This is a genomic window from Micromonospora sp. NPDC049102 (assembly GCF_043197485.1).
Taxonomy (GTDB): Bacteria; Actinomycetota; Actinomycetes; order Mycobacteriales; family Micromonosporaceae; genus Micromonospora.
Map to the genome: position 1 here is coordinate 236,350 of NZ_JBICTE010000002.1, position 21,449 is coordinate 257,798.

The following is a 21,449-nucleotide window of genomic DNA, read 5'->3' on the forward strand; positions in this document are numbered from 1 at the left end:
GGCCCCGAACCTCGTTGATCATGAAGTTATTGCCCGCCGCCTCGGCGTGTCGTGGCAATAACTTCATGATCAACCCATCAAGCCGGCCGACTTATCCACAGGGTGTCGTTGGTTGTCCACAGGGGGTTCCGGGCGGTTCTCTGGTCGGCCAGGGTGACCGGATGGATGCCCTGGATGCCGTGCGGCGCCTCGCTCGCTCGCGCGACGGGATTGTGACGCTCCGGCAGGCACGCGCCGCCGGCTTCACCACCCACGAGGTGCAGCGGCTCTGCCGTGCCGGCCACTGGCGGGTCGTAGCGCGTGGCAGCTATCTCGTGGACGCCGACCTGTATGGCGGGGTGCCGCGCCGTGCGCGGATCAGGGCAGCGCTGGAATCGTTCGGGCCGTCGGCCGCGGCCGTGCTCGCGACAGCCGCTGAACTGCACGGGCTGGCTGGTTTGCGGGCCACCGACTCGATTCACCTGTCGGTGCCTGGGCCGACTGCCAGGCCGGCTCGAATCGCCCATCCCGAGGTGGTGGTCCACCAGTTGGTCATCCCGTCCGAGCAACTTGTTCGGGTGGACGGACTTATCGCGACCGAACCGCTCAGGACTCTTGCTGACGTGAGTCTTCGGGTCGATCGCTTCTCAGCGGTGAGTGTGCTGGATTCGGCATTGAACCGTCGGCTGGTGACAGCCGAAGATTTGCTCGCCCTGCCGCGCCTGATCCGTGGGCGGAGGGGTGCGATCGCGGCGCGTGCCTTCCTCGCTGAGGTGGACGGGCGGGCTCAGTCACCCCTTGAGACCCGCGCCCGGCTCCGATGCGTCGATGGCGGGGTGCCGCCCGATGCGCTGCAACTCGAGGTACGGGACGACGACGGCTACCTGTTGGGCATCGGCGACCTCGGATGGCGTGGTTACCAGCTCATCGCCGAGGCCGACGGTCGTGACCCGCATGGCCTGCCAGATGCCGTGTTCGCCGACCGGCACCGTCAGAACCGCCTGGTGAACGCAGGCTGGACCGTGCTCCGTTTCACCTGGCAGGACACCCTGCGCCCGGACTACATCCCGTGGAGCGTCCGACAGGCGATGGCCGCAGCCCGACACCGCTGATCATGAAGTTATTGCCCCGACACGCCGAGGTGGTGGGCAATAACTTCATGATCACCGGCGGGGGCCGGCGGGGGCCGGCGGGGGCCGGCGGGGGCCGGGCGGGGGTCGGCGGGGCGGGCGGGGCGGGGGGGCGGTAGGGTGGCGGGTTGTGCGGGTTCTCTTGGTGGGTGGTGGGGGGCGTGAGCATGCGCTCGCCCTCGGGCTGGTGCGTGATCCGGCTGTCGACGCGTTGATCGCCGCTCCCGGTAATCCGGGGATCGCCGAGGTGGCCGAGCTGCGGTCCGTCACCGCGACCGATCCGGCCGCCGTCGCGGCGTTGGCGGTGGAGATCGCTGCTGACCTGGTGGTTATCGGTCCGGAGGCGCCGCTGGTCGCCGGTGTCGCCGACGCCGTACGCGCCAAGGGCATCGCCGTGTTCGGGCCGTCGGCCGAGGCCGCCCAGTTGGAGGGTTCGAAGGCGTTCGCCAAGGACGTGATGACCGCCGCCGGTGTGCCGACCGCCCGGGCGTACGTCTGCACGGACGAGGAGAGCACCGCGCGGGCGCTCGACGAGTTCGGCGCGCCGTACGTGGTGAAGGACGACGGTCTCGCCGCCGGCAAGGGCGTGGTGGTGACCGACGACCGGTCCGCCGCGCTGGCGCACGCTGCGGAGTGTGGCCGGGTCGTGGTCGAGGAGTTCCTCGACGGGCCGGAGGTCAGCCTGTTCGTGGTCACCGACGGCGAGGCCGCCCTGCCGCTGCTGCCCGCGCAGGACTTCAAGCGGATCGGCGACGGCGACACCGGCCCGAACACGGGTGGCATGGGAGCGTACGCGCCGCTGCCCTGGGCGCCGCCGGGTCTCGTCGACGACGTCATGCGCGACGTGGTCCACCCGACGCTGGCCGAGTTGCGCCACCGGGGCACGCCGTTCGCGGGTCTGCTCTATGTCGGCCTCGCGATGACCGCCGCCGGCCCCCGGGTGATCGAGTTCAACGCGCGCTTCGGTGACCCGGAGACCCAGGTGGTGCTCGCGCTGCTGGAGACGCCGTTGGGCGGGTTGTTGCACGCGGCGGCCACCGGCACGCTCGCCGAGCACCCGCCGCTGCGCTGGCGGGACGGTGCCGCGGTCACCGTGGTGCTCGCCGCGCAGGGCTATCCTGCCGCGCCGCGTACCGGCGATGTGATCACCGGTGCGGACCGGCCGGGCGTCATCCACGCGGGCACCGTCCGCCGGGCCGGCGACGGCGCGTTGCTGTCCGCCGGCGGTCGGGTCCTCTGCGGTACGGCCACCGGCCCCGACCTGGCGGCCGCTCGGGACGCGGCGTACGCGCTGGTGGACGGGGTGGAGCTGGCGGGCTCGCAGCACCGCACCGACATCGCCGCCGCCGCGATCGACCACCGGATCACGATTCCCGCCTGAAGCCGTCGGTCGGCGTGGGTCAGGCCGGGGTCGTCGGCTCCGCGCCTCGACGTCTGATCGGCGCCCGTCGCCACCACGTCAGGCAGCGCCACGCCCACTCGACCGGGCCGTAGCGGAACGTTCGCAGCCAGAGCACGCTCCACACCGCCTGAACGACGATGATGGCGACGGTGAGTCCCACAATGCGGGGCAGGTCGCGGGTGCTGTCGATGCCCAGCGGCGGACCGGCGAGCAGGAACAGTGCGGTGGCGCTCAGGTAGTTCGTCAGGGCCATCCGGCCCATTGGCGACAACACCGCGGAGAGCGCCGGCCCGGCCGGCGTGTGTAGCAGCAGTAGCAGACCGCAGCAGTACGCGAGGCCGGTGGCGATGCCGGCGAGCGGGGGTAGCAGGCTCACGCCGCCGCCTGGTCCGCCGAGGACGTTGACGGTTGGCAGGTCCACGTCGCGGATGGTCAGCACGATCCAGGTCACCGCGAGCGCGGCGAAGACGACGAATGCGATCGCCACCCGTCCGGTGCGACGCTCAAGGGCGGCCGGTACGCCCAGCGCCGCCAGCGCGTAGCCGAGGGCGAGCAGGCCCGGGATGGGCCCGTAACCGACGACGAGTTGCGCGCCGACGAGCAGCAGCAGTACCGCGACGACGAGGGCCGTGCGCCCGCCGAGGTAACTCAGCGGCAGCAGCACGAGAAGACCGGCCAACGCGTACGCGGTCAGCGCCTCGCCGGGGTGGACGACGAAGTGTGCGACACCGATCAGCAGGAGGACGACCAGTCGGCGGGCCAGCACCACCCGGGGCCGGCTGGTCCGGGTCGCGGCGCGTCGGAGGAAGATGCCGAAGCCGACACCGAACAGGATCGAGAAGATCGGGTAGAACCGCTCGTAGAAGAGCAGTTGCACCGCCTCCGGCAGCCGCGTCGAGGTGCCGGCCGCCTCGCCGCGGAAGACGACCTGCTGGTAGATGTTGATGATCAGGATGCCGCAGAGCGCGAAGCCGCGCAGCGCGTCCAGCGCGCCGATACGCGGCCCGACGGTGGAGACGTCGGTCGGTGCCGGTGGTCGGTCAGTCGTCCGTACCGATTCGGTCATGGGTCGATCCCACCGTGGGGTCGCCGAGTGTCGTCAGCGGAGAAAGTCGTGACCGCCACCTCCTTTCGTCGTATGCCGGTCGTGGTTTCGTCGGCTCCCCGCACGCGCGGCAGGCCGTTTTCCGGGCGCCCGGTTACCCTGCTGCCATGGGCCGAGGCCGGGTGTTCCGGGTCGCCGTGGACGTGCTGCTCGCGCTCGTGGCGACGGCGGCCGGCGGTGGGCTGGAACTGGCGGATCCGGACGTCGACACCAAGCTGATCCCCGCACCTGCCTGGGCCTACGTGGCCGCGCAGGTGGCCGCCGCGGTCGTGCTGCTGGTTCGTCGGCAACGCCCGTACACCGCAGCGCTGACCATCGCCGGGATCAGTCTCTTCGCGCCGGCCTGGGCCGCCGTCCTCGTTCCGTATGCGGTGACGGCGTACGGACGGGGTCGGCGGTGGCGACAGTGGACGGTGATCGGGCTGCTGACGGCGGCGTTCCTGGTGGGGGCGAGCGCCTGGTCGATCGCCGACCCGTTCACCGCGCCGACTGTCATCCTCGCCGCAGCGGTCCTGGGCATGTACGTCCGGGCCCGGCGGAGCCTGCTGGCGGAGTTGACCGACCGGGCGGAGCGGGCCGAGCGGGAGCGCTTGCTCCTGGCCGATCAGGCGCGCGCCGAGGAACGGGTGCGGCTTGCCGCCGAGATGCACGACGTGGTCACCCACCGGATCAACCTCATGGTGTTGCAGGCGGGCGCGCTTCGGGTCACCACCACCGATCCGACGGCCCGGGCGGCGGCCGAGGAACTGCGGGCGAACGGCTGCCAGGCTCTGACGGAGCTGCGCGACCTGGTGGGGGTGCTGCGGGGCGAGGACGGACATCCACGGGTTGATCCGGTCCCGGACGACACACCCGAGCTGGTCCGGTTGGTCGATGATTCCCGTGCGGTCGGTCTACCGGTGCGGCTCTCCGAAGTGGGCGACCCGCAGGGGCTCGCTCCGACGGTGCGGAGGACGCTGTTCCGGCTGATCCAGGAGTCGCTGACGAACGTGCACAAGCACGCGCCGGGTGCCGCCGCCACCGTGTCGATCGAGTACGGCGCGCAGACGGTGCGCGTCACGGTGTCGAACACCCCGGCGGGTCGCTCACCCGACGCTGCCCTGGCTGCCGCCGGCGGTGGCACCGGCCTGGCCGGGTTGCGGCACCGCGTCGAGGTGCTCGGCGGGACGTTCGCGGCCGGAGCGACGGCGCCGGGTGGCTTCGCCGTCCACGCGATGCTGCCGGTGCGGTCGTGATCCGGGTACTCGTCGTGGACGACGAGCGGATGGTCTGTGCCCACCTGCGCACGATCCTCGGTTCCGCGCCGGACCTGACGGTCGTCGGCGAGGCGTACGACGGGGCGGACGCTGTGGAGGCTGCGGTGCGACTACGGCCCGACGTGGTGCTGATGGACCTGCGGATGCCGGGCGTCGACGGGATCAGGGCCACCGAGCGGATCATGACCCTGCCGTCGCCGCCACGGGTCCTGGCTCTCACCACGTTCGACCTGGACGACTACGTGACCGGCGCGCTCCGGGCCGGGGCGGCCGGTTTCCTGCTCAAGTCGACGTCGCCCGACGACCTGCTCGCCCTGGTGCGGGTGGCGGCCGCAGGGCACACGGTGCTCTCCGCGGTGGCGGCTGACCGCCTCGTCGCGCAGACGGTGCCGAGCCAGCGTGCCCGTGACCTGCTTCTGTCGCTCACCGAGCGGGAGGTGGAGGTGCTGGAGAGCCTCGGGGCCGGCCGGTCGAACCAGCAGATCGCCCGCCGCCTGCACCTGTCCGAGGCCACCGTCAAGGGCTACGTCTCCCGGCTTCTGGTCAAGCTCGGTTGCGCCAACCGGACCCAGGCGGCGTTGCTGGCGCAGGAGGCGGGTCTGGGCCGCCGTCGGTGAGGCCGGCCGTCGGGCCGCCCGGGTCGGGTCACGACTCCTGGCCGACTCAGCCGTAGTAGCGGCGCAACTCGCGCGCGAGCACCTTGCCGGTGGCGTTGCGGGGCAGGTACTTCACGAAGACCACGTCCCGGGGTACGGAGAACCGGGCCAGGTAGTGCCGGACGTACTCGCGGACCGCCGCGGAGTCGAGCGTCTCGCCGGGGTGCAGGGCGAGGAACGCGGCCAGGCGCTGGCCGTACTCGGGGTCGGGTACGCCGATCACGGCGGCCTCGCGTACCTGCGGTAGCTGGGCGAGCAGGTCCTCCAGCTCGGACGGGAACACGTTCTCGCCACCGGAGACGATCATGTCGTCGGCGCGGCCGTCGACGAAGAGCAGCCCGTCGGAGTTGAGCCGGCCGAGGTCGCCGGTGTCGAGCAGCCCGTCGCGGGTCTCCCGGGTGGCGCCGGAGGTGTAGCCCTCGAAGAGCATCTCGTTGCCGACGAAGATGCGGCCGACCTGTCCTTGCTGGACCGGCTGGCCGTCGGCGTCGAGCATCTCCAGGCGGGTGCCGCGCGGCGGTCGGCCGGCGGTGGTGGGCGCCTGGCGCAGGTCCACCGGGCCGGCGATGGACGCCCAGGAGACCTCGGTGGACCCGTACAGGTTGTAGAGGACGTCCCCGTACACGTCATTGAACTTCGGGGCGAGTCCGCCGGGCAGGGCCGATCCGCTGACCGCGACGACCTTGAGTGTCGGGCGTGGGTCCGGCGGGGGCACTTCCAGCAGGCGCTGGAGCATCACGGGTACGGCGAAGAGGGCATCGCAGCGGTGCGTCACCAGGGCGGCGAGTGTGGCGGCCGGGTCGAAGCGGCGGTGCAGCACGATGGTGGCCCGCAGTGCGAAGCACATCTGCAGGGCCGCGAACCCCCAGGTGTGGAAGATCGGGGCGGCGATCAGCACCCGGTTCTTGGCGTGCAGTGGAATGCGGTCGATGATGGACACGAGCGGTCCGAAGCCACCAGGTGTGGGCCGGCGGGCGCCCTTGGGCGCGCCTGTGGTGCCCGAGGTGAGCACGATGATCCGCCCGTCGCGCTCCGGCGGGTGTAGCTCGCCGGGCAGTGCCCCGGCCACCAGCTCCTCGCGCGCGCTCTCGTCGACCCGGTGCAGCTCGGCGGGCAGCCCGAGGACCCTGTCGGCGAACTCGTCGTCGTGCACCAGCACCCGCAGCCGCTGTTCCTCGGTGACGGTGCTCAGCTGTGCGGCGGAGAGCCCGGTGTTGACCAGGACCGCGTCGGCGCCGAGCAGGCTGGCGGCGACGATCGTCTCGATCAGGCCGTGGTGGTTGCGGCAGAGCAGGCCGATCCGGTCGCCTGGCTGCACGCCGAGCCCGGACCGCATCGACCGGGCCGTGCGTTCGGCCCGGTCGAGAAGCGTCTGATAGGTCAGTTCGACGCCGTCCTCGTTGATGATCGCCGGCCGGCCCGGGTCTCGGGCTGCCGCCTGGCGTAACTCGCCGGCGAGACTCCACCCCCAGGTGCGCAACGCGTTGAGTTGCGACGCGATCCGGAACGGGCGGCCCGGAGTGAGCAGACCGCGCCGGGACAGCGTGGCGACGACGAACGGCAGGTCCATGCCGCAGACCTCCTCGGGGTGGTACGCGGACGACCCCGTCCATCGGGGCGTCGTCCTTGATCATGCACCCGGCCTGACACCAGGCCCAGCCGGTGTCGGCATGGGGTGACGAAGACGGCACGGATCGTGGGTTAGTGGAAGCCGCCTTCCAGTCTCACGCCCCGCCGAGGTTCGGCGTGGCCGACGGCTGGTGGCGCAGCGCGAGGGTCGCCGTGCGTGCGGCGTCGAGCAGCTCCTGCGGGGTCAGCTCGGCCAGTCGGGCGCGCTGATGCTCCAGCAGCCGGGCTGCCGCGTCGAGCAGCCCACTGTCATCGACTGGGCGGGGAGGCAACTCCAGGCCCGCTGCGAGGTACTGCTGCACGACCGCGCCCAGGTGGGCAACCCCGATGTCCCGTACGGTCAACGACAGGTGGGCGGAGGTGGATCCATCGACCGCCACCGCGCTGTGCGCGGCGCCCCGTGGCAGGTAGAGCACCTCTCCCGGCACCAGCCTGGTCCGCAGCACGACCTCCCCAGGCTGCTCGGCTCGGCCGCGGTCCCACTGCCCGTCCATCGGCATGGGGTGGACCGTCCACTCCTTCTCTCCCTGTACCTGGATTACGAACACGTCGGCGTCGTCGCGGTGCGGCGGGAGAGCCTGGCGCTCGGCAGGTGTGAGGAAGAAGAACGCCTCGACGGGGCGCCCCAGGTCGGTGCCGAGCTCGTAGGCCAGCGCAGCAGTCGGAGCGTGCCAGTGCTCGATGTTGCGCAGTAACACACTCGCGCCCTCGGCCACCCGCCGGGAGACCTTCTCCGGGTCCACATGGTCGGCCAGGTGCCGGTCGGCGACGGTCCGGGGTGCCACGATTCCGTCCACCGGGTTCTCACCCGCCCCGAGGACGGCGAGGTAGGGAACTCGGAGCAGACCCCCGGCGAGCGTGCACTCCAGGTCCCGCACGGTGAAGACACCCACCGGGGGTTGTGCCGGACGCAGGACCCTCGGAACCCGCTGCCACGATTCCGCGAGGAAAGCCGGGACATCTCCGACCAGATCGCGGAGGATCACACTGTCGTCCATCGTATTCACTTCCGTCACAGGATCGCCATTTGCTCGGTGAGAATCGCGGGTGTGGGGTCGACGGATCGGGAAAGGGCGAGATAGTCGCGGGCCAGTCCGACGTCGCCGAGCTGCCGGTGTGCCCAGCCGAGGTAGAAGGCGGCTGACGCGACCGGGAGCCCTCCCTGCGGGAGGACCTGCTCCCAGGCGCGGATGGCGCCGAGGAGGTCGTTGGCGGCGACCAGCGCCTTGGCCTGCGCTTCCCACACCCGATGGTCGTACGGGCTGATGGCGGTCAGCGTGCTCGTAGCCTTCAGCGCCTCGCCGATCCGGCCCTGGCCGAGCAGGGTCCTGGCAAGGGTTTCGTACATCGGAAAGGCGTGGTCCTTCCAGGATAGGAGCGCCAGCGGCCCGGTCTCCGGCTCGGCCCGCGCCAGGGCGGCAGCGGCCCGGTCGAGGAGTTCCATCGCGCGTGGCATATCCCCGCGCAGGTACGGCTCGTAGGCGACGGCCCGGTAGAACGTGTGCTCGGTGAGGTGGCTGTCCATCCCGATCGGGGTCACCTCCGTCATCGCCCGCCGTCCGAGGTCGACGGCCCGATGCAGGGCTGGCACGTCGGCTCCGCGCTTGCCGTTGGCGACGACGACGTAGTTGGCGAGCCGGACCCGGGTCTCGGGTGGGACGGCTGGGTCGGACGCGGCCCGCAATGCCCACTCTTCGAGCAGCGGGTACGCACCAGGGTGCAGCCGCAGCAGGACGGCCAGTTCGGCGCGGGCCGTCTCGGGGTTGACGGGGTGATCGGCGATCCCCGCGTCGAGGAGGCCGAGGATCGCGCCGGCCCGCCACGGGTACCCCAGGCGCAGCATGAGGTCACTCGCCACGCAGCGTTCCTGAGGTGTCAGGGTGCAGGGGGCTCGGCAGGCCTCGTCCACGAGCCACCACAGCTCACTGGCGAGGTCCACAGGCATCGCGGCGAAATCGCTGCTCGTGGCGTCGACCCGATCCCAGCTGGCGGCGTCGAGGATGCGCCGCTCGGGTTGCGGAAAGGTGTTGAAGGCGGGGACCAGGTGCGCTGTCCCGTCGACCAGGTGGCGGGCGATGCCGTAGGTAATGAGCGCGAGGTTGGTGGAGCGGGTGACCGGCGCGCCCAGACCGACGTAGACGGGGCAGGCAGCCGGCTGGCTGGCGGTGGTGAGCGACATCAGCCGCTCGGTCAGCGCCTGCGCGCCGGGCGCTGCTTGGTATTTCGGCAGTTCCATCGTCGTGAGATTCCTTCGGCAATGCCGGGTCGCGGCCAGCGCCGTTGTTGGGATCAGTCGCGAGGGCGGTAGCCGCAGGCCCGCCGGGGCTGGTGGGGACCAGGACCCACGATGGGCGGGCCTGCGGCTAGCGCGTCGATCGTCAGATGTAGTAGGGCTCGCCGTGCAGCTCGCGGTCCCACGCCATCTGTTGGGTGGTGTCCTGGTGCGACTGGGTCGCGGCGACGGCGGGGGCGGCGATCGCGCCACCGAGCGCGGCCGCGGCGACCACACCGAGGGCGATCCGCTTGGCCTGAACCTTCTTGACGGATTCGGACTGTTCCATTGTCAACTCCTTCTGGATTCGGCAGTCGATCGAAGCGTTGTCGGGCTTCTTGCCGCTAGAGGAGCATTGCTCGGGAAAGAGTCAGTGGACGCCATCCTTCACGTCTTCTTGACGCATATCCCCGCTTTCCTGACGGGAGCTTGACGGGCCTGTGGCACGTAGGGCGACGCCCGGGCGGGTCAGCGGATCTGCATGCCGGAGATCGCCCGAGAGATGACCAGTCGCTGGATCTCGGACGTACCCTCGAAAATGGTGTAGATCTTGGCGTCGCGGTACCAGCGTTCGACGGGGTGGTCGCGCAGGAAGCCGGCCCCGCCGAGCAACTGCACCGCCTTCTCGGTGACCGACACCGCCACCTCGCCGGCCTTGAGCTTGGACATCGAGCCCTCACCCGCGGTGAACGGGCGGTTGTTGCGACCCATCCAGGAGGCACGCCACACCAGCAGCCGGGCCGCGTCGATCTCCATCCGCATGTCGGCCAGCGCGAACGCGACCGCCTGGTTCTCGATGATCGGGCGTCCGAACTGGACGCGGTCCTTCGCGTAGTCGAGGGCGTACTCGTAGGCGGCCCGGGCCACGCCGAGCGCCTGTGCGCCGACGGTGGGTCGGGACAGCTCGAAGGTACGCATGGCGGCCTGCCCGGTGGCCCGTTGCCCGGAGCGGGCGCGGGCCAGCCGCTCGTCGAGGGCGTCCTTGCCGCCGAGCAGGCAGCGGCCGGGCACACGTACCTCGTCGAGGAAGACGTCGGCGGTGTGCGACGCGCGCAGGCCGAGCTTGCGTAGCTTGCGGGTCGCGGCCAGACCGGGGGTGCCCGGCGGTACGACGAACGCCGCCTGGCCGCGCGAGCCGAGCGTGGGGTCGACGGAGGCGGTGACCACGTGCACTCCGGCGATACCGCCGTTGGTCGCGTACGCCTTCTGGCCGGTGAGCACCCACTCGTCGCTCGCCTCGTCGTAGACGGCGCGGGTGCGCATCGCGCTGACGTCGGAACCGGCCTCGGGTTCGCTACTGCAGAACGCGGCGACGGCTGGCGAGTCGACGTCGCCGAAGCACTGCGGCACCCACTCGACCATCTGGTCCGGGGTGCCGGTGCCGTAGATGGCGGCGACGGCGAGCGAGGTGCCGAAGATGCTCAGGCCGATGCCGGCGTCACCCCAGAAGAGTTCCTCGCTGGCGATGGGCAGGGACAGTCCGGTCGGGTCGGCCCAGCAGGTGGCGAGGAACTCGAAGCCGTAGAGGCCGACCTTGGCGGCCTCCTGGATCACCGGCCACGGGGTGTCCTCCCGCTCGTCCCACTCGGCGGCGGCCGGGCGCACGACCTCGGCGGCGAAGCCGTGCACCCAGTCGCGCAGATCCCGCTGTTCCTCGTTCAGGTCGAGCGAGAACTCGGCCATGTCAGGCCTTGGGGATGTCGAACAGGTTGGCGATGTTGGCGGCGAGGCCCAGGTCGCCCTTCGCCTTCAGCTTGCCAGTCATGAACATCATCACCGGGTTGGCGCCACCGGAGACGATCTTCAGGAACTCGACCGGGCCCATGGTGAGGCTCAGCTTCGGGTCGTGCTGCGGGGTCTCGTGCACCTCGCACTTGCCGTCGGCGATGACCACCTCGTAGGTGTCGCTGCCGCCGTCCGGGCGACCGGTGATGATCCAGTGGATGACCGCGTTGGCGGAGCCGGCCCGGTCCGCGCGGAACAGCGACGGCATCCGGCCGAACACCTCGCCCAGGACCTTGCCGCGCAGGTCACCGGCCATCACCTGGGCGATCTTGTCGTCCGGGGTGGACTTGACCAGCTGGGCGAACTCCTTGGGGCCGACGTTGGCGAAGTTGGCCGGGTCGAAGTCAGTCATCAGGGTGCGCCTTCCGGAGGATTTGGCTACTCGTGCGTAACCCTACGCACGAGTAGGTATGCTCGCAAGGTGTCCACGCCTCCCGCGTTCAAGCGCCTGCCGCGCGCCGTCCGCGAGCAGCAGATGCTCGACGCGGCCGTCAAGGTCTTCTCCCGGCGCGGCTTCCACGCCGCCAGCATGGACGAGATCGCGGAGGACGCCGGCATCTCCAAACCGATGGTGTACGCGTACCTCGGCACCAAGGAGGAGCTGTTCGTCGCCTGCCTGCACCGGGAGGGGACCCGGATGATGCAGGCCATCGCCGGGGCGGCGGCCCCCGACCTGCCGGCCGACGAGCGGCTCTGGCGTGGGCTGCGCGCGTTCTTCGGCTTCGTGGGCGCACACCGCGACGGCTGGGCGGTGCTCTACCGTCAGGCCCGTGGCGAGCAGCCGTTCGCGGGTGAACTGGCCACCATGCGCGCCCGGCTGGTCGAGGTGGTCGCCGGGATGCTCGACCACGCGCTGCGCGACGAGGGCCGCGAGATCGCCGCCGTCGACCTGGAGGTCGTCGCGTACGCCCTGGTCGGCGCGACGGAGTCGCTGGCCGACTGGCTCGCGGACCACCCGGAGGCGGACCCCGAGAAGACGGCCACCCGGATGATGAACGTGGCCTGGCTCGGCGCCGCCCAGCTCCTGCACGGCGTCACCTGGCGTCCACCGACGGACTGACGGTCAGCGCCGGGAGGCGGCCCGTCGGTGCGCGTGGCGGCGCAGCCAGCGGAGCCCTTCCAGGCCGAAGGTGATGACCAGTGAGACGCCCACACCGACCAGCACGCCCTTCACGGGGTCCCGCTCGAAGGCCAGGCCGCCGAAGTAGCCGAGCAGCCCGCAGTACACCGCCCAGGTGAACGCCCCGATGCTGTCGTACAGCAGGAACGCGCGGCGGGGATAGCCCACCGCGCCCATGGTGAGGGTGACGGCGGTCCGGCCTCCCGGCACGTACCGGCTGGTGGTCAGGATCATCCCGCCCCGGCGGTCCACCGCGCGCCGGGCCCACTCGGAGCTGGCCCGCCGGCGGCTGCCGTCGGGTAGCCGGGCCAGCCGGCTCGCGCCGCCGCCGCGCCCGATGGCGTACGAGATGTGGTCGCCGACCAGCGCGCCGACGCCGGCGCTGGCGATCACGAGGGTCAGGCTGGGGTGACCGCCGCTGGCGGACAGCACCCCGGCGGTGATCACGGCTGCCTCGCCGGGCACCGCCGGGAAGAACGCGTCGACTGCGGTGAGCCCGAAGATCACCAGGTACACCCACGGTGAGGTGACCGTCCCACGGAGGAGGTCGAGCAGGGCGTCCATCCCCCCATGCTCGCCGGGTACGACCGGCCCGGTGGCCGAGTCGCCGGAAGACGCCTCAGCCCGCGCTGATCAGTGCCGGTGGGTGGAGCAGCGGACCGTGCGCCCTCTTGTCGTCGGCGGTGGGCCCGTGTGAGGTCAGCACCACCGGCGTATCCAGCTCCGCGCCGACCGCCTCGGCCCAGTCGGCCGGCGGGTTTTCGTACACCGGACGGGACCGCAGGAGGCGGTCGGTGAGCGCGGCCTGCCGGTCCAGGTCGCCGGGTGGGCCGGGGGTGAGTCGGTCGCCGGTGTCGTAGCGGCGGCAGATCCGCAGGTCGGGGCCGGTGAGGTCGAGGTGGGTCAGCGCCAGGCCGTCGACACCGCCGGCCGCCGCGAGGGCGTACCGGTGGGCGACCGCGTCGAAGTGGCCGAACCGGAACCGGCCCTGCCACGGGTTCGTCGGGTTGTGCCTGTCGGCGAAGGGCAGGGCCGGGTCCTCGGTCACCAGTGGGCCGGGCCCGTGCCGGGTGGTGACCACGCGCAGTACACCGATCCGGGTCACCTCGCCGGTCAGGCCCGCCTCGGCGAGCAGGCTGTCGACGTTGGCGAACGTGGTGGTGCTCCAGGTGGTGTACGGGTGGAAGCCGTGCCACTCGTCCAGCAACACCCCCTGTGCGCCCTCGAAGACGCAGGTCCCGGTGCGCAGCGCCGCTGCGAGCCAGCTTCGGTCGACGATGGCGACCCGGTCGGCGAACCCGGTGAACGCGGGCAGGCAGTCCTCGACGGGCGGCGCGTCCAGCGGGCCGAGTTCGGCGGTCAGTCGGTCCCGCAGGACGCTCAACCGGCGGCGCAGCAGAGCCGGATGCCGGCAGTCGGCGACCCGGGGCGCGTCGTCGGGGTGGGCGAGCCCGTACGCGACGGTCTCGCCCACCCCCAACCCGCAGGAGCCGTGCCGGTCGGCGCCCCGGGCGATCTCCCGGGCCCGGTTGGCGGCCCGGTGGTACGGGGTGGCGAGCAGCGCCTCGGAGTCGACGGTCAGTCGGTCCAGCGCGTCGGGCACCCCGATCGTGGCGAGATGGTCGGCCTCTGCGGCCAGGGCGAGCGGGTCCACCACCACGTGCCGGGACAGGTGCGTACCGACACCGGGATGGAATGTGCCCGCGCCGAACTGGGCGAACGTGTGGTGCCGCCCGTCGCGCAGCACGACGTTGTGTGCCGCCTGCGCGCCCCCGTTGAAGCGGACCACCGTGTGCACGGGCCGGGTGGCGCAGAGCCAGTCCACGACGGTGCCCTTGCCCGCGTCGCCGTAGCCGAGGTCGACCACCGCCACGTGCCTCACAGCCGGGTCACCCCGCCCGCGGTGTCGGTGAACGTCGGCAGCGTCGACACCTCGGCCCGTCGTCCCCGGCCGAGCCGGGCCAGCGCCTTCGACACGGTCCCGGTGGCCCCGGAGCCGGCGTGGTCCAGGTGGCGCAGGCCCTCGTCCAGGTCGATCGCCTGCTCACCGAGGCCGATGGTGAGCGCGATGGTCTCGCAGACCGCGTCCAGGTCGTCGAGCACGACGGCGTTCTGCCCGAGCAGGTCCCGCCAGAAGTCCAACACCTTCGCGTTGCCGGCGTAGTGGCTGCCGGCGGGGAGCAGGTAGTACGTGTCCCATCGCCGGGTCACCTCGTCGACGACCTGCCGCAGGGGCACGTCCTCACCCAGGTCGTCGCCGATCAGGCCGGCCACCTCCCGGGCGTCGACCCGTGGGTACGCCAGTTCGTCGCCGATGATGAACAGGTAGCCGCGTCGGCCGCGCTTGTCCCAGTTGTCGGTGGCGGTGTGCCGGGCCATGAAGTACATGGACAGCTCGTACGACTCGGTCATCTGCCCGCCGCCGCCGCCTTCGAGGACGATCCGGCCGAGGTCGTCGTCCATCCGGTTGTCCGACTCGAACTGGCCCACCTGCAACGGAACCCGGTCGCAGGTGGCGTCGCCGATCGCGCCGAACATGATCTGCGGGTCGCTGGCGTAGCCCTGCCGTTGCAGCAGCCCGAGGAGCTGCGGCAGCTTGGTTTGCAGGACGCGCGGCACCGTACGCATCGAGCCGGTCACGTCGAAGAGCACCGCGATGGGCGTCGACTGCGGGTGCTCGGTGGAGTCGCGGCTCTCCCGGCTCGCGCCGCGCGGGTCGAGCGAGGCGTGCACGGTGCGCGCACCGCTGTCGCTGTAGGAGAACGCGCTGCGGCCGGTCCTGCGCCGGTAACGGTCGGCGGCGTCGTACACGTCGGTGGACCAGGTTCCACTGCCCATGACAGCTCCTCTAGAGGGTGAAGGGTCGGAAGGTGCGTGGGCCGTAGAGCCGGTCCAGCACCTGGTCGAGTTCGCGCAGCAGACGCCAGGCGTCGTCGGGTCGGGCGTGCAGGGATCGCTGCTGGCAGCCCTGCGCGAAGGTGTCCAGCTCACGGGGTGCGCGTGGCCCCATCAGCCAGCTCATGCACCGGCTGGCCATCGCGATGTCGGTGCCCGGACCGCAGGGCCGCCTGCGCGGCACCTCCTCCGGATACCAGTCCTCGTGGCCCGGCACGAGCGCCGGGATCGTGCGGCCCGTCGGGGTCGAGAAGCACCAGTCGACGAGCACCACGCCGTGGGCGTCCGGCTCGATCAGCACGTGCCGCGGCAGGACCGCGCCGTGCACGATGCCGGCCCGGTGGGCCAGGCCGAGTGCCACCAGTAGCCGCCGCCACATCCAGGCCGCGTCCCGGGCGTCCAACCCGTCGGGGTACGCGCGCCGCACCTCGTCGAGGTCGTGCAGGCCGGGCGCGGTGGCCAGCACGGTGATCCGCCGTTCCGCACCGGTCGCGGCGTCGCGGTGCCGGAACTCGTCGACGAGTCGGGGCACGTACGGCAGGTAGCGCGGGTCGCCGCGCTCGGCGATGGTGTGCAGGGCGTGCGCCTCGCGGGCCATCAGGTCGTTGTCGGTGGGTTGCCGGGGGAGCTTGAGCAGCCGATCGTCACCCACGTCGTAGAGGTCGGCCAGGTCGCCCGAGTGAGCCGGCGCAGCGAGCCGGTAGTCGCCGAGGACTGTCGTCCGCCGGGCCTGCCACCGGGTCGTGACGTGGACGAACGCGTCGAGAGCTTCGGCGCGTACCCCCGGGTCTGTCGGCAGCCGGTCGGGGTGCAGGGCCGCGACCAGCTCGCGGTAGCGGCGGCCCGGCTGGTCGGTGCCGAACAGGTCGGCGTCGGTGCGGGCGGCCGTGACCAGGTCGATGGCCTCGGTGGTCCTCACCGCACCGTCTCCTCGTGGGCGGGTCGCAGCAGCGCCGGGTGCAGCAGTCGGGCGTCGCCGGCCCGGTAGAGCCGTGCGCGGGGGCCACCCCGGGTGCCGCCGCGCTCGGTGCTCGCGCCGGTGCTCTCCACGAAGCCCGGCACGGAGAGCACCTTGCGGTGGAAGTTGCCGGCGTGCAGCGGGTGACCCCAGACCGTCTCGTAGACGGCCCGCAGCTCGCTGATCGTGAACTCGGCGGCGAGGAAGCGCGTGGCCAGCGGCGTGTACTCCAGCTTGGAGCGGGCACGCTCCAGCGCGTCGTCGATGATGCGGCCGTGGTCGAAGGCGAGCTGCCGGCTGCTCAGCGCGGTCACCGGCAGCCAGATCGCCTCGTCGGCGTCCGTGCCGGCCGCCGGTTCCGGCAGGTCGGCAGCGAACGCGAGGTGGGCGATCGAGACGACGCGCATCCGCGGGTCCCGGTCGGGAGCGCCGTAGCTGCCCAACTGCTCCAGGTGTACGCGCCGAAGCCCCTCGCCGCCGAGCCCGGTCTCCTCGGCCAGCTCCCGTCGGGCGCCGGTGGTCAGGTCCTCGTCGGGGCGGACGAAGCCGCCGGGCAGCGCCCAGTGCCCCGCGAAGGGTGCCTCGCCGCGTCGGATCAGCAGCAGGTGCAGCGCGTCGTCGCGGATGGTCAGCGCCACCACGTCGACGGTCACGGCGACCGACGGATAGGCCCGTGGGTCGTACGCGGCCAGGAAATCCTGCTCGTTCATCGCGTCTCTCTCACCTTGAGAACATCTCGCTGTGAGAACAACTTAGCGCAGACGTGCGCCCCTGCCAACCCCTCGGATCGGATCGGCAGGGGCGCGTCAGCGCACGAGACCCACCAGGTGCGGCCGGCCCTGCGAGTCGTGCAGGGCGAACCCGTCGTCCGGCAGGACGGCGAAGTTCACCGTGCTCGGCAGCGGTACAGGCAGCTTGAAGGCCACCTCGACGGTGTGGGCGTCGGGCAGTCGCGTCTGCATCGCCGCGAGGCAGCGCGCCTTGCTCCACATGCCGTGCGCGATCGGCCGGCGGAAGCCGAACAGTCGTGCACCGAGCCAGGAGGTGTGGATCGGATTGTGGTCCCCGGAGACGCGCGCGTACTCGGTGCCCACGCGGGGTTCGACCCGCCACCGGGCCGTGGCCGTGGGCGCGGCCGGACGCTCGCCCCGCTCGCGCCCGCCCGGTGTGCGTTCCCGACCCAGGTACGTCGAGACGCCGCGCCAGACCTCCTCCCCGTCCACCGAGCCGACCAGCACCACGTCGACCTGCCGCCCCCGGTCGTGCGGGCGCAGGTCCTGCGCGTACGTCGTGAAGTCGAGGACCTCGTCGGCGGTGATCGGGCGGTGCGTGGTGATCCGGTTGCCGACGTGCACCACGCCGGTCAGCGCGATGGGGAAGCCGGGTGCGGTCATCAGCCGCAGGGCTAGCGGAAAGCCCAGCACGTGCGGGTACGTCGCGGGCAGCTGGTCGGTGAGCCGGAACCCGCAGACCCGGTCGTAGTCGGCCAGGTGTGTCCGGTCGACCTCCACTCCCTGCACGGCGAACTCGACCGCCGGCAGGTCGCTCCCACCCCGTCCCCGGCCGAGGCCCGGCAGCGCGCCGAACACGGCCCGCCGGTACAGCGCCCCGGCCGCCGGCATCCGGGCCAGCTCGACGCGTTCCCGGCCACCAGTGCCGGCCGGCCGGTCGCCGCCGAGGTCACTGGTCACCTGGGCCGCCGACGCGCTCAGATCGTGCGTCTGCTCGCCGCCCAGGTCGGCGTCGGCGGACTCCGGCCGGCGGATCGCGTCCAGGGTCTCCCGCGACAGGATCTCGGTCGGACCCTCGATCAGCTCGTGGACCGACAGGTCGTCCGGCTCCCTGTTCCTGGCCATCACGCCCCCAGCAGGCTCTGGCCGCAGACGCGGACCACGTTGCCGCTGATCGCGCCGCTCGCCGGCCACGCCAGCCAGCCGATCGTCTCGGCCACGTCCACCGGCAGCCCACCCTGGGCCAGGCTGTTCATCCGTCGGCCCGCCTCGCGCACGACGAGCGGGATGCGGGCGGTCATCCGGGTCTCGATGAAGCCGGGCGCCACCGCGTTGACGCTGATCCCCCGGTCGCGCAGGGTCGGGGCGAGCGAGTCGACAAGCCCGATCACGCCGGCCTTGCTGGTGGCGTAGTTGGTCTGCCCCCGGTTGCCGGCGATCCCGGCGATCGAGGACACCCCGATGATCCGTCCGCCCGCCGGAATCAGCTTCCGTTCCAGCAGCACGTCGTTGATCCGCTCCTGACTGGACAGGTTGACGTCGATGACCTGGTCCCACCGGTCGGCGTCCATCCGGCCGAGCGTCTTGTCCCGGGTGATGCCGGCGTTGTGCACCACCGCGTCGACCCGCCCGTGCCGGGTGGCCAGGTGGTCGGCGAGCCGGGTCGGCGCGTCCGGCGCGGTCAGGTCGAGCTGCACCGCCGTACCGCCGATGTCGTTCGCCACCACGGCGAGGGCGTCCCCGGCCGCCGGCACGTCCAGCGCGACGACCTGCGCGCCGTCGCGGGCGAGGACCCGGGCCAGGGCCGCGCCGATGCCCCGGGCCGCCCCGGTGACCAGCACGACCTGCCCGTCCAGCGGCCGGTCCCAGTCGGCCGGGGCGGTCGCCGTTCCCGCGCCGACCCGGACGACCTGCCCCGAGACGTACGCGGACCGGCCGGACAGGATGAACCGGATAGTCGATGTAAGGCTCGTGGTTGTGCCAGGTGAGTGGGCCGGGCCGTCCGCCGCGATACCGCCGTTCCCGGTCGCCTGGACGAGCTGGGCCGTGCTGCCCCGGCCGAACTCCTTGCCGATGCTGCGGACCAGCCCTTCCAGGGCCCGCTGGGCCGTCGCCTCGCGCGGCGTCGGGCACTCCTGCGGCGGAGTGCCGAGCACGATCACCCGACCGCTGGGCAGCAGGGTGCGGGCGTGCGGGTGGAAGAAGTCGTAGAGCTGGCGCAGTTGCGTCGAGTCGGTGATGCCGGTGGCGTCGTACACCAGGGCGCCGAAGCGATCCTCGGCAGCGACCGTGCCGGCGTCGCGCAGCTCGACCCCGGCGGTGGTCAGGATCGTCCTGACCGGCTCGGTGAGTCGGCCGCCGTCGGCCGCGCCGAGCAGCGCCGGCCCGGGCAGCAGCGGGTCGCCGGGCTGGTGTCGGCGCAGTCGCGGCGGGTCGGGCAGCCCGAGGCGCTTGACCAGCGCGCGGCCGGCGGCCGATTGGACGAAGCTCGCGTACCTGTCGGTCATGGGCGTAGCCTACTGGCGAGTAGGGTTCGAGCAACACTTGTCGAGGAGGCGGATCGTGCAGAGCATCCGGAGGGTCGCGGTCATCGGGGGCAACCGCATCCCCTTCGCCCGTTCCAACTCCCGCTACGCGGACGCGTCCAACGCCGACCTGCTCGGCGCGGCGCTGGACGGTCTGATCGCCCGCTACGGGCTGGCCGGGCAGCGGGTCGGCGAGGTGGTCGCCGGTGCCGTGCTCAAGCACTCCCGCGACTTCAACCTCACCCGCGAGGTGGTGCTCGGGTCCCGGCTCGACCCGCACACCCCGGCGTACGACATCCAGCAGGCCTGCGGCACCGGCCTGGAGGCCGCGATCCTCGTCGCCAACAAGATCGCCCTCGGTCAGCTCGACGTGGGTATCGCCGGCGGTGTCGACACCACCTCCGACGCGCCCCTCGCCGTCAACGAGGAGATGCGGCGCACGCTGCTCAAACTCAACTCCGCCCGCACGGTCGGCCAGCGGCTGAAGATCGCCGCGAAACTGCGCCCGCTCCAGCCGTTCAAGCCGGACATCCCCCGCAACGCCGAACCGCGTACCGGCCTGTCCATGGGGGACCACGCCGCCCGCACCGCCCTGCACTGGCAGATCGACAGGCGCTCCCAGGACGAGTTGGCGCTGCGCTCGCACCAACGGCTCGCCGCCGCGTACGACCGGAGTTTCTTCGACGACCTGATGACGCCGTACCTGGGGCTCACCCGCGACCAGAACCTCCGGCCCGACACGAGCGTGGAGAAGCTCGGCGCGCTCAAGCCGGTCTTCGGCACCCGCGGCCCGGACGCCGAACAGGCCACCATGACCGCCGGCAACTCCTCGCCGCTCACCGACGGTGCGTCGACCGTGCTGCTGGCCAGCGAGGAGTGGGCGAACGCGCACAACCTGCCGGTGCTGGCCTGGTTCAGCTGGTCCGAGACGGCTGCCGTCGACTTCGTGCACGGCGACGAGGGCCTGCTGATGGCACCCGCGTACGCGGTGCCCCGGATGCTGGCCCGCGCCGGGCTGACGTTGCAGGACTTCGACTACTACGAGATCCACGAGGCGTTCGCCTCGCAGGTGCTGGCCACCCTCGCCGCCTGGGAGTCGCCGGAGTTCTGCAAGGACCGGCTCGGCCTGGACGCCCCGCTGGGCGCGATCGACACCGACCGGCTCAACGTGAACGGCTCCTCGCTGGCTGCCGGGCACCCCTTCGCCGCGACCGGTGGGCGGATCGTCGCCACGCTTGCCAAGCTGCTCGCCGCCAAGGGCAGCGGACGCGGGCTGATCTCCATCTGCGCGGCCGGCGGCCAGGGCGTGACGGCGATCCTGGAGCGTTGACCGAGGGTCCGCCGCGATGTCCCAGTGTTTCTTATTAGAAGACACTGGGACATCCCGCCCCGTTCGTGCTCGGTCACGATCGGCGGGGCCGTGTCCAGCCGAGGAACCGGGCGTGCAGCCTCTTGGCGGAGAGGTCCGGCAGGTCGACTGCCGCCTCCGCCAGGTGTAGACCGAGGTGGAACGTCAGCGACAACCGGTCGTGCGCGTACTCGATGAGCAGTCGGCGTCGGCGGTTCGGGCACGGCCATTCCTGTCCGCAGCCGGCGCAGTTCCAGGTCGGCCGGATGGGGACATGCGGCTTAGGAATCCCTGGCTCCGCCGCCCGCCCGGCGGGTCGTACATGTAGGGCAGCCAGGCGCACCAGCACCCGGCGTTGACGCGGACCGCCAGGCGTGCCCAACTCGATGCCGCGCAGGTGGAGCCAGATGCCGTCGCTGTGCCGTTCGCGTCGGCCCACCTCGATCACCCGCAGGACCAGCCGACCCAGCCCGTAGCAGTAGTGCTGCTCGGCGACGGTGATGACATCACCCACCCGGACGACGGGCGGCCGACAGCGGGTCACGACGCGATCCGGTACGCCAGCGGAGCGGCAAACGGCGCATCGAGCAGGCGATACCAGTCGAACGTCATCTCACGCTCCTGTCGGCACGAGTGGAACGCAGCAGGTCCCCACGAC

General features: G+C 71.9%; 21 protein-coding genes. 6 read left to right on the plus strand and 15 right to left on the minus strand.

Going from position 1 to position 21,449, the window contains the following annotated elements; genetic code table 11:
* The first annotated feature begins 161 nt into the window (after positions 1-161).
* Together ACGFH9_RS03690 and purD are read left to right on the plus strand one after the other, a co-directional pair.
* Entirely contained in the window at positions 162-1,091 is a 930-nt protein-coding gene (locus tag ACGFH9_RS03690; protein WP_393214767.1) for a type IV toxin-antitoxin system AbiEi family antitoxin domain-containing protein, read from the plus strand.
* A 148-nt stretch (positions 1,092-1,239) separates the two neighbouring features.
* Entirely contained in the window at positions 1,240-2,490 is a 1,251-nt protein-coding gene (gene purD / locus ACGFH9_RS03695) for a phosphoribosylamine--glycine ligase (protein ID WP_393214770.1), read from the plus strand.
* A gap of 19 nt (positions 2,491-2,509) precedes the next feature.
* On the opposite strand, the gene ACGFH9_RS03700 is transcribed toward purD, so the two are convergent.
* Entirely contained in the window at positions 2,510-3,577 is a 1,068-nt protein-coding gene (locus ACGFH9_RS03700; RefSeq protein ID WP_393214773.1) for a DUF418 domain-containing protein, read from the minus strand.
* Between the two features lie 146 nt (positions 3,578-3,723).
* On the opposite strand from ACGFH9_RS03700, the gene ACGFH9_RS03705 reads away from it, so the two are divergent.
* Complete coding sequence (locus ACGFH9_RS03705; protein ID WP_393214776.1) at positions 3,724-4,851, plus strand: sensor histidine kinase; 1,128 nt, start codon at positions 3,724-3,726, stop codon at positions 4,849-4,851.
* A complete protein-coding gene (locus tag ACGFH9_RS03710) occupies positions 4,848-5,489 on the plus strand; it encodes a response regulator (RefSeq protein ID WP_393214779.1) in 642 nt (213 codons plus the stop codon). Before ACGFH9_RS03705 ends, ACGFH9_RS03710 begins: the two co-directional genes overlap by 4 nt.
* Before the next feature lie 46 nt (positions 5,490-5,535).
* Here ACGFH9_RS03710 and ACGFH9_RS03715 read toward each other — a convergent pair whose 3' ends face one another.
* The 6 genes from ACGFH9_RS03715 to ACGFH9_RS03740 form a co-directional block, all read right to left on the minus strand.
* Complete coding sequence (locus tag ACGFH9_RS03715; RefSeq protein ID WP_393214782.1) at positions 5,536-7,098, minus strand: AMP-binding protein; 1,563 nt, start codon at positions 7,096-7,098, stop codon at positions 5,536-5,538.
* A 154-nt stretch (positions 7,099-7,252) separates the two neighbouring features.
* Positions 7,253-8,155: a JmjC domain-containing protein gene (locus ACGFH9_RS03720; RefSeq protein ID WP_393214785.1), complete on the minus strand. Its 903-nt coding sequence runs from the start codon at positions 8,153-8,155 to the stop codon at positions 7,253-7,255.
* Between the two features lie 14 nt (positions 8,156-8,169).
* The gene (locus tag ACGFH9_RS03725) at positions 8,170-9,393 is read right to left on the minus strand and encodes a tetratricopeptide repeat protein (RefSeq protein ID WP_393214788.1); all 1,224 of its coding nucleotides are present in this window, start codon (positions 9,391-9,393) and stop codon (positions 8,170-8,172) included.
* Between the two features lie 142 nt (positions 9,394-9,535).
* Positions 9,536-9,718, minus strand: a complete 183-nt coding sequence (locus ACGFH9_RS03730) for a hypothetical protein (RefSeq protein WP_393214790.1) — start codon at positions 9,716-9,718, stop codon at positions 9,536-9,538.
* A 179-nt stretch (positions 9,719-9,897) separates the two neighbouring features.
* Complete coding sequence (locus ACGFH9_RS03735) at positions 9,898-11,112, minus strand: acyl-CoA dehydrogenase family protein (RefSeq protein WP_393214793.1); 1,215 nt, start codon at positions 11,110-11,112, stop codon at positions 9,898-9,900.
* 1 nt (position 11,113) lies between these two features.
* Positions 11,114-11,566, minus strand: coding sequence for an SCP2 sterol-binding domain-containing protein (locus tag ACGFH9_RS03740; RefSeq protein WP_393214796.1), 453 nt, complete (start codon positions 11,564-11,566; stop codon positions 11,114-11,116).
* A 69-nt stretch (positions 11,567-11,635) separates the two neighbouring features.
* Here ACGFH9_RS03740 and ACGFH9_RS03745 point away from each other — a divergent pair, with 69 nt between their 5' ends.
* Positions 11,636-12,274: a TetR/AcrR family transcriptional regulator gene (locus ACGFH9_RS03745; protein ID WP_393214799.1), complete on the plus strand. Its 639-nt coding sequence runs from the start codon at positions 11,636-11,638 to the stop codon at positions 12,272-12,274.
* A gap of 3 nt (positions 12,275-12,277) precedes the next feature.
* Here ACGFH9_RS03745 and ACGFH9_RS03750 read toward each other — a convergent pair whose 3' ends face one another.
* The 7 genes from ACGFH9_RS03750 to ACGFH9_RS03780 form a co-directional block, all read right to left on the minus strand.
* Positions 12,278-12,898 carry a DedA family protein gene (locus ACGFH9_RS03750; protein WP_393214802.1) on the minus strand — a complete coding sequence of 207 codons (621 nt, stop codon included), beginning with the start codon at positions 12,896-12,898 and terminating at the stop codon, positions 12,278-12,280.
* A gap of 55 nt (positions 12,899-12,953) precedes the next feature.
* Complete coding sequence (locus ACGFH9_RS03755; RefSeq protein WP_393214805.1) at positions 12,954-14,216, minus strand: adenylosuccinate synthetase; 1,263 nt, start codon at positions 14,214-14,216, stop codon at positions 12,954-12,956.
* Entirely contained in the window at positions 14,213-15,172 is a 960-nt protein-coding gene (locus ACGFH9_RS03760) for a hypothetical protein (RefSeq protein WP_393214808.1), read from the minus strand. Before ACGFH9_RS03760 ends, ACGFH9_RS03755 begins: the two co-directional genes overlap by 4 nt.
* 10 nt (positions 15,173-15,182) lie before the next feature.
* Positions 15,183-16,148: a serine/threonine protein kinase gene (locus ACGFH9_RS03765; protein WP_393214811.1), complete on the minus strand. Its 966-nt coding sequence runs from the start codon at positions 16,146-16,148 to the stop codon at positions 15,183-15,185.
* Positions 16,145-16,897, minus strand: a complete 753-nt coding sequence (locus ACGFH9_RS03770; RefSeq protein ID WP_393214814.1) for an NUDIX domain-containing protein — start codon at positions 16,895-16,897, stop codon at positions 16,145-16,147. Before ACGFH9_RS03770 ends, ACGFH9_RS03765 begins: the two co-directional genes overlap by 4 nt.
* A 96-nt stretch (positions 16,898-16,993) precedes the next feature.
* Entirely contained in the window at positions 16,994-17,809 is an 816-nt protein-coding gene (locus tag ACGFH9_RS03775) for a MaoC family dehydratase (protein ID WP_393215250.1), read from the minus strand.
* A gap of 233 nt (positions 17,810-18,042) precedes the next feature.
* Positions 18,043-19,425 carry a 3-oxoacyl-ACP reductase gene (locus ACGFH9_RS03780; protein WP_393214817.1) on the minus strand — a complete coding sequence of 461 codons (1,383 nt, stop codon included), beginning with the start codon at positions 19,423-19,425 and terminating at the stop codon, positions 18,043-18,045.
* Positions 19,426-19,480: 55 nt separating this feature from the next.
* On the opposite strand from ACGFH9_RS03780, the gene ACGFH9_RS03785 reads away from it, so the two are divergent.
* A complete protein-coding gene (locus tag ACGFH9_RS03785) occupies positions 19,481-20,773 on the plus strand; it encodes an acetyl-CoA C-acetyltransferase (protein WP_393214820.1) in 1,293 nt (430 codons plus the stop codon).
* A gap of 73 nt (positions 20,774-20,846) precedes the next feature.
* Here the strand turns inward: ACGFH9_RS03785 and ACGFH9_RS03790 are convergent, their stop codons facing one another.
* Complete coding sequence (locus ACGFH9_RS03790; RefSeq protein ID WP_393214823.1) at positions 20,847-21,305, minus strand: hypothetical protein; 459 nt, start codon at positions 21,303-21,305, stop codon at positions 20,847-20,849.
* Between the last annotated feature and the right edge of the window lie 144 nt (positions 21,306-21,449).

Coding starts and splice junctions, on each gene's coding strand:
- ACGFH9_RS03690 (WP_393214767.1), top strand. CDS start 162: ATGGATGCCCTGGATGCCGTGCGGCGCCTCGCTCGCTCGCGCGACGGG.
- ACGFH9_RS03700 (WP_393214773.1), bottom strand. CDS start 3,577: ATGACCGAATCGGTACGGACGACTGACCGACCACCGGCACCGACCGAC.
- ACGFH9_RS03705 (WP_393214776.1), top strand. CDS start 3,724: ATGGGCCGAGGCCGGGTGTTCCGGGTCGCCGTGGACGTGCTGCTCGCG.
- ACGFH9_RS03715 (WP_393214782.1), bottom strand. CDS start 7,098: ATGGACCTGCCGTTCGTCGTCGCCACGCTGTCCCGGCGCGGTCTGCTC.
- ACGFH9_RS03720 (WP_393214785.1), bottom strand. CDS start 8,155: ATGGACGACAGTGTGATCCTCCGCGATCTGGTCGGAGATGTCCCGGCT.
- ACGFH9_RS03725 (WP_393214788.1), bottom strand. CDS start 9,393: ATGGAACTGCCGAAATACCAAGCAGCGCCCGGCGCGCAGGCGCTGACC.
- ACGFH9_RS03730 (WP_393214790.1), bottom strand. CDS start 9,718: ATGGAACAGTCCGAATCCGTCAAGAAGGTTCAGGCCAAGCGGATCGCC.
- ACGFH9_RS03735 (WP_393214793.1), bottom strand. CDS start 11,112: ATGGCCGAGTTCTCGCTCGACCTGAACGAGGAACAGCGGGATCTGCGC.
- ACGFH9_RS03740 (WP_393214796.1), bottom strand. CDS start 11,566: ATGACTGACTTCGACCCGGCCAACTTCGCCAACGTCGGCCCCAAGGAG.
- ACGFH9_RS03750 (WP_393214802.1), bottom strand. CDS start 12,898: ATGGACGCCCTGCTCGACCTCCTCCGTGGGACGGTCACCTCACCGTGG.
- ACGFH9_RS03760 (WP_393214808.1), bottom strand. CDS start 15,172: ATGGGCAGTGGAACCTGGTCCACCGACGTGTACGACGCCGCCGACCGT.
- ACGFH9_RS03770 (WP_393214814.1), bottom strand. CDS start 16,897: ATGAACGAGCAGGATTTCCTGGCCGCGTACGACCCACGGGCCTATCCG.
- ACGFH9_RS03775 (WP_393215250.1), bottom strand. CDS start 17,809: ATGCCGGCGGCCGGGGCGCTGTACCGGCGGGCCGTGTTCGGCGCGCTG.
- ACGFH9_RS03780 (WP_393214817.1), bottom strand. CDS start 19,425: ATGACCGACAGGTACGCGAGCTTCGTCCAATCGGCCGCCGGCCGCGCG.